Below are 13,086 nucleotides of genomic sequence, written 5' to 3'. Positions count from 1 at the left end.
CTGAGGAGGGAGGGGGTTCAGTTCTGGGGACGACGGTAGAACGGCACGGGCACGACCACGAACGGTTCGGCCCGCCCGCGCACGTCGACCGCGAGCTCGGTGCCCTCGGCCGACACCTCGGGCGTCACGTAGGCCAGCGCGATCGGGTAGCCGAGCGTCGGTGACGGAGCACCCGAGGTGACCCGGCCCACGCGCGTGCCCGGCTCGGTGCCCTCGCCTCGCAGCACCACGTCGTACTCCGCGCGTGCGGGGCGCCGGCCCTCGCCGCGCAGGCCCACGAGCACGCGGGCGGGCGCCGAACCCTTGCGCGCCGCCAGGGCGTCCCGGCCGACGAAGGGGATCGGCGTACCGTCCTCCGTCTCCTTGTCGAGGCGCACCACACGGCCCAGACCTGCCTCGAAGGGCGTGGTCGTGGTGTCGAGCTCGTGACCGTACAGCGGCATGCCGGCCTCCAGGCGCAGCGAGTCGCGGGCCGAGAGACCGGCCGGCACCAGGCCGAACGGCTCGCCGGCGGTGCGCAGCGCACGCCAGAGGGCGACGGCGTGCCCGGCGGGGACCCAGATCTCGAACCCGTCCTCACCCGTGTACCCGGTCCGGCCGACGAGCACCGGCTCGCCCTCGAACCGCATGCCCATGCAGGCGTAGTACTTGAGGTCGGCGAACGCGGTGCCGCCGGAGATCTCGGCGTCCTCCACGAGGCCGGCGGTGGCGCGCATGATCTCCGCGGCGCGCGGCCCCTGGACGGCGACGAGCGCCTGGCCGGGCTGGATGTCGTCGAGGGTCACGTCGAAGCCGGCCGTCCGCTCCCGGAAGGCGGCCAGGACGAGCGCGGCGTTGGCGGCGTTGGCGACGACCGAGTACACGCCGGGGGCCTTGTGGTAGACGATCAGGTCGTCCAGCACGCTGCCGTCCTCGGCGCAGATCATCGAGTAGCGCGCACCCATCTGGCGCACCTTGGAGATCCAGCCGACGAGCGCATGGTCGAGGAACGCCGCGGCGTCGGGCCCGGTCACCTCGATGTTGCCCATGTGCGACAGGTCGAACAACCCGGCGGCCTCGCGGACCGCGCGGTGCTCGGCCAGGTCGGACGTGTACCGCAGCGGCATGAGCCAGCCGCCGAAGGGTGTCATCGAGGCGCCGAGCGCCACGTGCTCGTCGTGGAGCGGGGTCGTGCGGTCCTCACCCATGGATCAATCCTCTCGTCGGCGGCGTGTCGCACGCGCGGGCCACCCGGGTGACCCGGGCGTCCGACAACCCCGGCTTGGTCTGGCAGGTCACTCGGCGAAGGCCTCGACCGGCGGGCAGGCGCACACGAGGTTGCGGTCGCCCTTGGCGCCGTCGATGCGGCGCACCGGCGGCCAGTACTTGGTCGCGCGCAGCGACGCGACGGGGAACGCCGCCAGCTCGCGCGAGTACGGCTTGTCCCACTCGTCCGCCACGACCGACGCCGCCGTGTGCGGCGCGTTGTGCAGCGGGTTGTCGTCGCGCGGCCAGGTACCCGCGCCGACGGCGTCGATCTCGCCGCGGATGGCGATCATCGCGTCGATGAACCGGTCGAGCTCCGCCAGGTCCTCCGACTCGGTGGGCTCCACCATGAGCGTGCCCGGCACGGGGAACGCGAGCGTGGGCGCGTGGAAGCCGTAGTCCATGAGCCGCTTGGAGACGTCCTCGGCGGTCACCCCGGTCTCGGCGGTGATCTTGCGCAGGTCGAGGATGCACTCGTGCGCCACCAGCCCGTTGGGGCCCGTGTAGAGCACGGGGAAGTGCGGGTCGAGGCGGCTCGCCACGTAGTTGGCGGTCAGGACGGCGGCCTTGGTCGCCTCGGTCAGGCCGTCCGGCCCCATCAGGGCCACGTAGGCGTACGAGATCGGCAGGATGCCGGCCGAGCCGTAGCGCGTGGCGGACACCGGGGTGCCACCGGAGCCGGAGCCGGCGTCCAGGCCCGGCGTCGGGTCACCCGGCAGGAACGGCACCAGGTGCTCGGCCACCGCGACCGGGCCGACGCCCGGGCCGCCGCCGCCGTGCGGGATGCAGAACGTCTTGTGCAGGTTCAGGTGCGAGACGTCGCCGCCGAACTCGCCCGGCCTGGCCAGGCCCACCAGCGCGTTCAGGTTGGCGCCGTCGATGTACACCTGGCCGCCGGCCTCGTGCACCAGGTCGCAGACCTCGCGCACGTGCTCCTCGTACACGCCGTGCGTGGAGGGGTAGGTGATCATGATGCCCGCGACCTGGGCGCCGTGCTGGTCGAGCTTGGCGCGCAGGTCGTCGAGCAGGATCTCGCCGTCGTCGGCCGTGGCCACGACCACGACGCGCAGGCCCGCGAGCGCCGCCGACGCCGCGTTGGTGCCGTGCGCGGAGGCCGGGATGAGCACGATGTCGCGGTGCTCCTCGCCGCGGGAGGCGTGGTACCCCTTGATCGCGAGCAGGCCGGCGAACTCGCCCTGGCTGCCGGCGTTGGGCTGCACCGAGACGGCGGCGTAGCCGGTGATCTCGGCGAGCTGGGCCTCCAGCGCGGTGACGAGCTCGGTGTAGCCCTGCGTCTGGTCGACGGGGGCGTACGGGTGGATGTCCGCGAAGCCGGGCCAGGAGATGGCCTCCATCTCGGCGGTCGCGTTGAGCTTCATGGTGCAGGAGCCCAGCGGGATCATCGTGCGGTCCAGCGCCAGGTCCTTGTCCGAGAGCTTGCGCAGGTAGCGCAGCATGCTGGTCTCGGAGCGGTGGCTGTGGAAGATCGGGTGCGTCAGGTACGCCGTCGTCCGGGTCAGCTCGGCGGGCAGGGTCCCGCCGGCCTCCACGGTGGGCGCCGGGGCCAGGCCCAGCACGTTCAGGATCGTGGCCGCGACGGTCTCGACGTCCGCGGGCGTCGTGGTCTCGTCCGTGCTGATCTGCACGTGGTCGGCGTCGGGCACGAAGAGGTTGTAGCCCGCGTCGGCGGCGGCCCGCGCGATCTCCTGGGCCTTGCCCGGGACCACGGCGCGCACGGTGTCGAAGAACGTGTCGTGCTCGATGGTGACGCCGGCGGTCCGCAGGGCGGCGGCCAGGGTCACGGCCCGGGTCCGGACGCGCTCGGCGATCGCCCGCAGTCCCTCGGGCCCGTGGTAGACCGCGTACATGCTGGCCACGATGGCGAGCAGGGCCTGGGCCGTGCAGATGTTGCTCGTGGCCTTCTCCCGCCGGATGTGCTGCTCGCGGGTGGCCAGGGCGAGGCGGTACCCGGCGGCGCCGTCGACGTCGATCGAGACGCCGACCAGCCGGCCGGGGAGCTGCCGCTCCAGGCCCTTCTTCACCGCCATGTAAGCGGCGTGCGGGCCGCCGTAGAAGAGCGGGACGCCGAAGCGCTGGGCGGAGCCCACGGAGATGTCGGCGCCGAGCTCCCCCGGGCTGACCAGCAGCGTCAGGGCGAGCAGGTCGGTCGCGACGGTGACGAGCGCCCCGGCCTCCTTGGCCTCGGCGACCACGCCGCGCGCGTCGAGCACCCGGCCCGACGCACCCGCCTGCTGGACCACCACGCCGACGAGCTGGCCGGCGGGAAGCGTCGCGCCGTCCGCCACGGCCTGGTCGAGGCCTGCGCGCAGGCCGTGCGTGAGGTCCGCGACCACGACGGGGAGGCCGATCGCCTCGGCGCGTCCGCGCGCGACGGCGAGCGACTGGCCGAACAGGTCGGCGTCCAGGACGACGTAGCCCTCCTTCGCGCGCGAGGCACGCCACATCAGGGCGACGGCCTCCGCGACGGCGCTCGCCTCGTCGAGCAGGGAGGCGTTGGCGATCTCGAGGCCCGTGAGGTCCTCGACCGCGGTCTGGAAGTTGAGGAGCGCCTCGAGCCGGCCCTGGCTGATCTCGGGCTGGTAGGGCGTGTAGGCCGTGTACCAGGCGGGCGACTCCAGCACGTTGCGCCGGATGACGGCGGGCGTGTGCGTGCCGTAGAAGCCCTGACCGATGAGCTGGGTCTTGACCTGGTTCTTGCCCGCGAGCTCACGGAGGTGGGCGAGCACCTCGGCCTCGGTGCAGGCGGCCGGCAGGTTCAGGGGGGCCTGGGTGCGGATCGCCTTGGGGACCGCCCGGTCCACGAGGGTGTCCATCGTGTCGATGCCGAGCTGGTCCAGCATGGTGCGGACCTCACGGCCGCGCGGGCCGAGGTGCCGGTCGGCGAAGACGTCGGGGTTGTGGGGCGTGCTCACGGCGGGCTCCTGGCTGTCCGAGGGCGTGGGGACGACTGCGGTCCCTCCCCGCTCTGTCATCGGACGCAGCGCGTCGACCTGAGAGTTTTGCCGGTCCGCCTTCCCTCGCGGGACGGGGCGCGCCGGCTTGCACCGTCGGTGGAGCCCTCCTGCCCGACGGCGGGACGGCTCGCTTTCCAGAGTTGCCTCACCGTGGCGGTACTGGGGCCTGAGAGATTCCCGGGGAGGGGTTTGCTCCTTCGGCGCCGGCTGCGGCGTCGTCGTGGGACGGCGGCGCGGACCGGACTCTCCCGTCGCGGTTGATGGCGGCGTGTTCTGTTGTACGGCCAAGCCTACTGTGAGCCGGGCCGCCTTCTGGCCGGAGCGGCTACCCCAGGTCGATCTCGCGGGCCGCGGCGACCATCTCGTCCACGACGGCGCGCACGATGGGACCGGGTTCGTGCCGGTTCTGCCGGTGCCGCACCACGAGCCGCCGCGAGCCGAGACCGGCCAGGGCGACCACGGCCACGCCGTCGGGCACCTCCTGCTGCAGGGCCAGCGCGGGCAGCATCGCAATGCCCTGACCGGCGGCGACGAGCGAGATCGCGGTGTCGAAGTCGTTGTAGGAGTGGCGCATCTCGAACGTCGTGCCGAGCTGGGCCGCCAGGCGGGTGGAGGCGCGCTCGGCCGCCGACCCGGCCTGCGGGCCCACCCACGTGAGTGCGGCCAGGTCATCGAGGCGCTCCGGCTCGGGCAGGCTCGTCGGCACCACGATGCGCCACGGCTCGTCGAGCAGAGGCACGTCGTGGGCACCGCGCGGGGCAGGCGCGTCGACCTCGACGTCGCGCTCCAGCACCACCGCGTCCAGGTCACCGGCCCGCAGCCGGCGGACGGAGTCGGTGGGGTCGTACTCCTGGACGTCGACCTCGATGTGCGGGTGGCGCTCCCCGAGCGACACGAGCACCGGCGCGACCACCGTGCGGATCGCCGTCTGGATGGACCCGACGGACACCCGGCCCGTGAGCTCGCCCTCCAGGGCGGCCACGGCCTGCCGGGCCTGGACCAGCTCGGCCTCGATCCGCTCGGCGGCCTCCGCGAGCACCCGGCCGGCCGGCGTGAGGGTGACTCCGCGGGGCCCGCGGTCCAACACGTCGATGCCTTCCTCCGCCTCCAGCCGGGCGATCTGCTGCGAGACGGCGGAGGGGGTGACGTGCAGCAGGTCCGCTGCTGCGAGCACCCCTCCGGCGCGGTGCACGGCGAGCAGGAAAGCGAGTCTTCGCGGGTCGGTGGCCATGTAGCGATGCTACATCCCGGAGTCACGAACATTCGATTGTGCTGAACGCAGGGTGTGCCTCATGCTTGATCCTGGCGGCGAGCGGACCAGTTCCGGACCGAGACCGCCGAACCCCTGCACGGATCCCCGGCACTCGACCTCCGGCCGATCCTCGAATCGTTTCGAACCACATCCCCAGGAGTATCACCATGTCCCTCATGCTGGTCGTCACCGCCCTCGGCTGGGTCGGCGCTCTCGCCGGCCTCGTGGCCTACGCCATGGTCAGCCGCGGGCGCTGGAGCGCCGACTCGCTCGCGTTCCAGTGCACGAACGTGCTGGCGGCCGGGACACTGCTGACCGTGGCGGCGGTGAACGGCATCTGGCCGTCCGCGGCGTCCAACATCGCCGCCATCCTGATCGGCGCGAACGCGCTCTTCACCGTGTTCCGCGCCAAGCGGCGCGCGGCGGGCGAGGCGGCCACGCTGTCCGTCGTCGAGAACACCGTCGTCGAGAACACCGCGGAGCGAGAGCCGGCGGAGACCGCAGAGCGGCCCGTCGTGACGCACCGGGCCTACGCCGAGGCCGCCTGACCCGTCCGGGGTCGCCCGGCCCTGTCCGGGGTCGCCCGGCCCTGTCCGGGGTCGCCCGGCTCCCTGTCCGGCGCGGAGCGACCTTGCGTCCCGCGCCGGACGTGGTGCGCTGGAACCATGAACCCGCGCATCCGACAGGTGGTGCTGGACACCACCGACGCCCGCGCTCTCGCCGAGTTCTACCGGGAGCTCTTCGGCCTGCACTACCGTCCGGGTGACGAGCCGCCGCCCGAGGGCGAGCCGGACCCGAAGGGCCGCGACTGGCTCGTCCTGCGGAACGACGACGGCGTGTCCCTCGCGTTCCAGCAGGTCGACGAGCTGCCACGATCCACCTGGCCCGAACCCGGCGTGCCGCAGCAGCTCCACCTCGACACCACGGTGCCCGACGTCGCCGCCCTCGCGGCGGCACGGGACCGCGCCGTCGCCCTGGGTGCGACCCTCCTCCACGACCGGTCGGACGACCCGGACGAGCCGCTCCACGTCCTCGGGGACCCGATGGGACATCCGTTCTGCGTCTTCGTCGGCTGACCTCGGCCGGCCGCCTCAGCGGACGTCGAGGTCCGCCACGAGGGCCCGGTGGTCCGAGACGCCCGTGTCGACCGCACGGCCGGCGACGGGCCGGACCCGGCTCTCGCCCGGCGCCTCGTCCAGCAGGATGTGGTCGATCTGGAACCGCGGGTCGTGGCGGGGAAACGTGTCGGCCGTGGCGAGGGACCGCCACCCGGTGAGGTCCGCGGGTGCCGGTGCACGGAGGTTGAAGTCCCCGAGCACGACCAGCGGCCGGGACAGTGCCGTGAGCCACTGCCGGAGGCGGGCGAGCTGGCGATCCGCGTGCCGTTCGCCGGGACTCCCCGGGCGGTACCCGGCTGCACGCCGCGCCAGGCCGCCCGCCCAGGTCACGGTCGGGAACCGGTACACGCTCAGGTGCGTGCAGACCACCGTGAGCGGGCCCGACGGCGCGTCGACCTGCGCCGCGAGCGCCACCCGGGGTTCGTCGGCGCCGAGCTGCACCCGGCCCCAGACCCACGGCGTGGCCGGGGGAAGGAGCAGCACGCGCCAGTGCCGCACGGGAAAGCGGGAGAGCAGGGCGACGCCGTAGCCCGGGGTCTCGGGAGGCTCCGCGGCGCGGGCCCGGCGGCGCACGCCGGGGTAGCGGAAGGGACCGGTGAGCGCCGGCAGGAACCGGTGGTCGACCGCGCCCGCCGTCGTCGCGCAGAGCCGGGCCTGGTCCACTCCCCCGGACCGCGCCTGCCGCCGGTCCACCTCCTGCAGCGCGACGACGTCGGCGTCGAGCGCCGCGACGGCGTCCGCCAGGCGGTGGTTGTCGACGCGGCCGTCCGGGCCGAGCCCGTGCTGGACGTTGAAGGTGGCGACGCGCACCTGCGTCATTCGCTCTCTGCGATCTTGCGGGTCTGCCGGTCGATCTCCACCGGGTCCATCCCGCGTTCCCGGAGCAGCGCGTCGACCTTGGCCTCGAGACGCTGGTCACCCTCGCGCGACTGGGAGGAACCCCAGAAGTAGAACAGTCCGAGCCCCGCCGCCTGCCAGATGAGCTGGAGAAACTCGGACTGCCAGTTCTCGAACGTCGAGGCGAGGAAGTCGGGCCAGTACTCGACCCAGGAGAACGGGAGCCCCTGGTCGCTCGCCTCGTTGCCGAACCTGATCGCCTGGAACACGAACTGTCCGACCCAGGACACCAGGAAGAACGCCCCGGTGACCAGTCCGAACGAGTAGGCCTTCCAGAACACCGGACGAGATCTCGCCTCGTCGGTCCTCGCGTCGCTCATCACGCCTCCTGGCCGTCGCCGGTGGGCGTCCCCGCACGTGGGACGCCTGTCCCCCCAACGTAGGCCGGTACGTCAGTCGACGCCCGGCAGAACCGGGTCGCTCAGGAACGCGTCGATCGCCTCCTGCGTCGGGAAGACGGTCACGCCGGGCCCGGAGAAGAGGCGCACCAGGGTCTGCGCGATGTCCCGCACGGCGATGTTCGCCAGGTTGGACGCCTGCCGCAGGCGTTCGAACGCCTCCTCCTCCTCGATCCCGTACACCACCATGAGCACGCCCTTGGCCTGCTCGATCACCGCCCGGCGCTCGGCCGACGCCTGGATCGAGGCGGTCGCCTCACGTGCCGCGGCCTCGCGGTGCGACTCGGTGACGTCGATGAAGTAGCCGAACAGCTCGACCACCCGCCCCGTCGCAGGGTCACGCCGCCCCTGGCCCGTCACGGCCAGGGTCCGCGTCGCACCGTGCGCGTCCCGGATCCGGTGCACGGAGCTGAACGGCTGCCCGGTCTCGGCAGCACGCCGCAGGACCCCGTCCACGCGGGCCCTGTCGTCCGGGTGCTTGTGGGACAGCATGAGCGGCGTGGTCGGCACGATCTGCCCAGGCTCGAACCCGTGCATCACGTACACCTCGTCGGACCACGCCCACTCTCCCGTCGCCAGGTCGAGCCGGTATCGACCGACGGGAGGACGGCTTCCGCCGACGAGTGCTTCCTCGATGGCGCCGTCGAACACGCGCTCGACAGGTGGCTGTCCAGAGCTCACGAGGTTCCTCCCAGGGGGCAGGTTCGCGGATGGTGATCGAAGAGTACGGGACGTGCGACCCATGAGCGGCACGGATAGCGTGGACAGCAGGTCGAGAAGTGGCCGTCGCGTCGGTTGGATATGCCCGCAGGACGACGGAGGACTCCATGAGCCAGGACCAGCCCTTTCCCCCGCAGCAGCAGGACCCGCCCGGTACGACCGACCGGATGGTGCCCACGCCGGACCACGGCGAGGCGAGCTATGTCGGCAGCGAGAAGCTGGTCGGCTACAAGGCGCTGGTCACCGGTGGCGACTCCGGGATCGGGCGGGCGGTCGCCATCGCCTTCGCCCGCGAGGGCGCCGACGTCGCCCTCTCCTACCTCCCGGAGGAGGAGAAGGACGCACGGACGACGGCGGAATGGGTGCACCGCGCAGGCCGGCAGTGCGCCCTGCTGCCGGGCGACCTGCGGGACGAGGCCACGGCGCGTGGCGTCGCCCATCGCGCCGCCGGGGAGCTGGGCGGCCTGGACGTGCTGGTGAACAACGCCGGGTACCAGATGGCGCGGCGCGAGTCGGTCGAGGACGTGACCACCGACGAGCTGGACCGAGTGCTCAAGACCAACCTGTACGCGCTGTTCTGGTTGACGCAGTCCGCGCTCGGGCACCTCGGCGAGGGCAGCGCGATCATCAACAACTCGTCGATCCAGGCCTACCAGCCGTCGACCTCGCTGCTCGACTACGCCGCCACCAAGGCGGCCATCAACAACATCACCGTCAACCTCGCCGCGGAGCTCGGGCCGCGCGGCATCCGCGTGAACGCGGTGGCCCCGGGTCCCATCTGGACTCCCCTGCAACCGGCCACGCAGCCCGAGGAGAAGGTCGCGTCGTTCGGCGCCGACACCCCGCTCGGCCGTGCCGGGCAGCCGGCCGAGGTGGCGCCCGCGTTCGTCTTCCTGGCGTCGCCGGTGACTGCGTCGTACGTCTCCGGCACGGTGCTGGGTGTGACGGGCGGTCGCCCGGTGTTCTAGCCCGGTGTTCTAGCCCGGTGTCTAGCCCGCCGCCGGCGCCAGGACCTCGACCGTCCCGTGCTCGCCGTCCACGCGGACCCGGTCCCCGGTGTGCAGCAGCATGGTCGCGTTGCCGCACCCCACGACGGCGGGGATACCCAGCTCTCGGGCCACGATCGCGGCGTGCGAGAGGGGTGCGCCCACGTCGGTGACGACGGCGCCCGCGCGGGGGAAGAGGGGTGTCCAGCCCACGTTCGTCACGGTCGTGACGAGGATCTCCCCCGGCTGCAGCGCGGCGCCGTCGTCCACCGAGGGCACCACCCGGACCACCCCTTCGACCACACCCGCCGCACCGGGGAACCCGCGGACCACGTCGCTCGCCGGAGCCGCCTCGCCGTGTTCGTCGAACACGTCGGTACGGCGCGCCGGGTCCGCCGCCCACCGCACCGGGTCGAAGCTGCCGCGGATCACGGCGGGGTAGGCGGGCAGGTCGCGGTACTGCTGGTACGTGGCCCGGCGGACGGCGACGCGCTCACGGGGCGGGGCGCCGCCGTCGAGCACCTGGAGCAGCTCGCCGACGTCGAGGAAGAAGACGTCGTCGCCCAGCCCCGTGAGCTCGCCGGCGCGCACCGCGAAGACGCGCAGCGCCCAGAACGTGCGGATCACCTCGGAGCGTGCGATCTCGCGGTCGCGCGCGTTCCGCGCCCACCGGTCGAACTTCTTCCGCACGGACGCCGCCGTGCGGGCCGAGCGCTGCTCCAGCCGTGCCCATGCGGCAGCACGAGCCTCCTCCTGCCGGGCGAGCAGCGCGTCGACGTCGGTCTCCGCCGCCGCGGCGAGCTGCCGGCCGAGCCAGTCCGGATACTCGGCGGGGCGCGGCACGGACACCTCGAACTCGTCGACGCACCGGTGCCCGTAGCGGGACACGTAGGTCTCCGCGTCGAGCTCGCCCAGCGCCACCCGCCGCAGGCCGAGCAGCGTGTCCATGCTGGCCAGCCCCCGGGTACCGGTCGACAGCCCGGACGTCAGCGTCTCGGTGTCCACGTCACCGAGCAGCGGCCTCAGGTCCCTGCGCAAGGTCAGGAGCGCCGTGCCGTCCTGCCGGCTCGCCCCGCGCAGCGCCCGGGACGACTCGACCAGGTAGGGACCGAGCTCCCTGCGCCAGAAGGCCGCCAGCTCCTGCCGCCCGGCCGTCTCGGCCGCGCGCCGGCGCAGGGCGGTGCCCCGCTCCTCCGCGGTGGCCAGGAAGCTCGGCAGCGCGCGCACGTCGCGCACCAGCGACGTGAGGTTGCGCCACACCATCGGCAGCAGCCGGCGGAACAGCGCCCCGCGGCCGATCGGGGCCACGGGAATCTCCGGCTGACCCGGGAGCCGCCCGAACACCTCCCGGTACGCGGCGTCGATCGTCTTCTGCATCCCGAGGGCGCGGGCGACCGTCTCGGTGGTGCTCAGGTTCATGTAGAACCGGCCGCCGATGGTCCCGTAGGCCGGCACACCGATGTCCGTCTCGGCCATCGCGTGCCGCATGAAGATCTGCACGAGCGACCAGGTCAGCGGCGTCATCACGCTCGGCAGGGCCTCGCCCAGGTTCGCGTTCGTCCACAGGAAGTCGCCGAGCAGGCTGTCGTTCCACACCTCCGTCACGGGCGCCTGACCGGCCGCTCCGGTGACGGGCCGGGCCTGGAGCACGGCCGGGACACCGTCGTGCAGCGCCCACTCCACGTCCATGGGCGCGCCGTAGAGCTCCTCGATGCGGACGCCGAGCGCGGCGAGACCCGCCGCCTGCTCGTCGGTGAGCGACGGGCTGTCCCGGAGCGCGGCGGGCACCGGCTCGTCCCGTGTGCCGCCGGCCGTCCGGACGGTGCGGACGTCCTTGGTGCTCACCGTGCGCTCCACCGCTCCACCGACCCGGGCCACGAGGAACGTGTCCGGCGTGACGTGCCCGCCGACCACCGCCTCGCCCAGGCCCCATGCCGCGTTGATCAGCACGCGGTCCCGTGACCCCGTCATCGGGTCGACGGTGAACAGGATGCCCGCTGCGTCAGCGTCGACCAGGAGCTGCACGACCACCGCGAGCGCGACCTCGTCGGCGGGGATGCCGTGCCGCGCGCGGTACCCGATCGCGCGCGCCGTCCACAGGGACGCCCAGCAGTCGCGTACCGCGCGGAGCAGCGCGTCCTCGCCCCGGATGTTCAGGAACGAGTCCTGCTGGCCGGCGAAGGACATGCCCGGCAGGTCCTCGGCCGTGGCGGACGACCGGACGGCGACGAACGGGCCGGCGTCGCCGGCCGCGGCGGGTGCGGCGGGTGCGGCGGACCCGGCGGACGCGGCCGGGGCGGTGGGTGCGCCGTCCGCCATGGCGGGTGTGCCGTCGGCCGTGGCGGGTGTGCCGGGCGCCGGAGCGGCCGCGCCGTGCAGGCCCCGGTACGCCGCCCGGACGGCCTCGTCCACGGCCCCCGGGATCTCCAGGGCCGCGAACACGGCGGCGATCCGGGCCGCGGCGACCGCGTGGGTCTCGGGTCGCTCGGGGTCCACGTCGCGGGTCGCCGCGACGATCTCCCGCTGCGGCGCACCCGCGACGGCCGCGCGGTAGGCGTCGGTGGTGACGTGGAACCCGCCGGGCACGGGCAGCCCGGCCGCGGCGAGGCGGGCGAGCGACGATCCCTTGCCGCCGGTGGTCGTCAGCGCCGCCGCCCCGGGGTCCGCCAGCGGCAGCGTGAACGAGTGCGTGACGTCGGTGCTCACGAGGTCTCCTCCTCATCGGGCGGAAGGTCGTCGCCGAGCGACTCCCGCAGCTTGGCCCGCGCCACCGCGTAGGCCCGGTCGACGAACTGGCGGGTGGCGTCCGCGCAGGCGGCACGGTCCGCCTCGGACGGCTCACGGTCCCCGGCGAGGGCCCGCGCGAGCATGTCGCCGACGAGCTCGCCGGCACGCTCGTCGGACACCCGGAGGGAGTCGGGCATCATCCGCAGGGAGAACAGGGAACCGTGCAGCGCGGCCGCGACAAGGGTGAGGTGGTCCTCGACGCCCAGGTCGGCACGCACCAGGCCGCGCTCCCGGAGCGTGGCGAGGTACTCGCCGAACGGGACCACCATCTCGGGCGTCGTGGTGCTCGTGCGCTTGCGGGCCACCAGCTTGCCGAGCACGGCGGAGTCCTGCACCAGCGCGGCCTGCAGCAGCGGGCGGCGGTGGATCTCGCGCGCCAGGTGACCGAACAGACCAGGGAGGGTCGCGGTCTCCGGATGATCCCGCAGCTCCCGGCGCACCGCGCCGATCATCTGGGCCCGATCCCACCGCATGAGCGCGGCGAACAGCTCCTCGCGGCTGCTCCAGTGCAGGTAGATGGTGCCCTTGGCGACTCCGGCGAGCCGGGCGACATCATCGATGGTGGTCTTGTCGTAGCCCCAGCGGAGAACCAGCTCCGTGGCCGCGGCGAGGATCCGCTCTGCACGCTCGGCACGCCGGCGCGCGGCTGCCGGGCGCCTGGTGGTCTGTGTGGCCTCCAAGCCGTCGCCCCTCCCGTCGACTCTGAAA

General features: G+C 73.4%; 11 protein-coding genes and 1 riboswitch. Of the genes, 3 read left to right on the top strand and 8 right to left on the bottom strand.

Annotation, left to right across the window (positions count from 1 at the left end; translation table 11 throughout):
- Positions 1 to 17: 17 nt before the first annotated feature.
- From gcvT to ACIG47_RS01205, 3 genes are all read right to left on the bottom strand, one after another.
- On the bottom strand, positions 18 to 1,187 hold the full coding sequence (gene gcvT, locus ACIG47_RS01215; RefSeq protein WP_397429279.1) for a glycine cleavage system aminomethyltransferase GcvT: 1,170 nt from the start codon (positions 1,185 to 1,187) through the stop codon (positions 18 to 20).
- An 87-nt stretch (positions 1,188 to 1,274) separates the two neighbouring features.
- Positions 1,275 to 4,238: an aminomethyl-transferring glycine dehydrogenase gene (gene gcvP / locus ACIG47_RS01210; protein WP_397429278.1), complete on the bottom strand. Its 2,964-nt coding sequence runs from the start codon at positions 4,236 to 4,238 to the stop codon at positions 1,275 to 1,277.
- Between the two features lie 126 nt (positions 4,239 to 4,364).
- Positions 4,365 to 4,481, bottom strand: a riboswitch (glycine riboswitch).
- A gap of 64 nt (positions 4,482 to 4,545) precedes the next feature.
- Positions 4,546 to 5,451 (bottom strand): LysR family transcriptional regulator, encoded by a 906-nt coding sequence (locus tag ACIG47_RS01205; protein ID WP_397412271.1) that lies wholly within the window; start codon positions 5,449 to 5,451, stop codon positions 4,546 to 4,548.
- 188 nt (positions 5,452 to 5,639) lie between these two features.
- On the opposite strand from ACIG47_RS01205, the gene ACIG47_RS01200 reads away from it, so the two are divergent.
- Positions 5,640 to 6,020, top strand: coding sequence for a hypothetical protein (locus ACIG47_RS01200; protein ID WP_397429277.1), 381 nt, complete (start codon positions 5,640 to 5,642; stop codon positions 6,018 to 6,020).
- A gap of 117 nt (positions 6,021 to 6,137) precedes the next feature.
- Complete coding sequence (locus tag ACIG47_RS01195; RefSeq protein WP_397429276.1) at positions 6,138 to 6,548, top strand: VOC family protein; 411 nt, start codon at positions 6,138 to 6,140, stop codon at positions 6,546 to 6,548.
- Between the two features lie 15 nt (positions 6,549 to 6,563).
- Here the strand turns inward: ACIG47_RS01195 and ACIG47_RS01190 are convergent, their stop codons facing one another.
- From ACIG47_RS01190 to ACIG47_RS01180, 3 genes are all read right to left on the bottom strand, one after another.
- On the bottom strand, positions 6,564 to 7,409 hold the full coding sequence (locus ACIG47_RS01190) for an endonuclease/exonuclease/phosphatase family protein (RefSeq protein ID WP_397429275.1): 846 nt from the start codon (positions 7,407 to 7,409) through the stop codon (positions 6,564 to 6,566).
- Positions 7,406 to 7,807, bottom strand: coding sequence for a DUF6766 family protein (locus ACIG47_RS01185; RefSeq protein ID WP_397412263.1), 402 nt, complete (start codon positions 7,805 to 7,807; stop codon positions 7,406 to 7,408). The genes ACIG47_RS01190 and ACIG47_RS01185 overlap by 4 nt, the downstream gene beginning before the upstream one ends.
- Before the next feature lie 72 nt (positions 7,808 to 7,879).
- The gene (locus tag ACIG47_RS01180) at positions 7,880 to 8,566 is read right to left on the bottom strand and encodes a PAS and ANTAR domain-containing protein (protein WP_397412261.1); all 687 of its coding nucleotides are present in this window, start codon (positions 8,564 to 8,566) and stop codon (positions 7,880 to 7,882) included.
- A gap of 146 nt (positions 8,567 to 8,712) precedes the next feature.
- Between ACIG47_RS01180 and ACIG47_RS01175 the strand changes: the two genes are divergently transcribed.
- A complete protein-coding gene (locus tag ACIG47_RS01175) occupies positions 8,713 to 9,573 on the top strand; it encodes an SDR family oxidoreductase (RefSeq protein WP_397412259.1) in 861 nt (286 codons plus the stop codon).
- Between the two features lie 21 nt (positions 9,574 to 9,594).
- Here ACIG47_RS01175 and ACIG47_RS01170 read toward each other — a convergent pair whose 3' ends face one another.
- Positions 9,595 to 12,297 carry a PEP/pyruvate-binding domain-containing protein gene (locus ACIG47_RS01170; protein ID WP_397429274.1) on the bottom strand — a complete coding sequence of 901 codons (2,703 nt, stop codon included), beginning with the start codon at positions 12,295 to 12,297 and terminating at the stop codon, positions 9,595 to 9,597.
- Positions 12,294 to 13,058: a TetR/AcrR family transcriptional regulator gene (locus ACIG47_RS01165; RefSeq protein ID WP_397429273.1), complete on the bottom strand. Its 765-nt coding sequence runs from the start codon at positions 13,056 to 13,058 to the stop codon at positions 12,294 to 12,296. The genes ACIG47_RS01170 and ACIG47_RS01165 overlap by 4 nt, the downstream gene beginning before the upstream one ends.
- Between the last annotated feature and the right edge of the window lie 28 nt (positions 13,059 to 13,086).

Origin of the sequence: Promicromonospora sp. NPDC052451, from assembly GCF_044547525.1 — a bacterium.
Taxonomy (GTDB): Bacteria; Actinomycetota; Actinomycetes; order Actinomycetales; family Cellulomonadaceae; genus Promicromonospora.
This window is presented reverse-complemented; position numbering and strand designations above follow the sequence as displayed.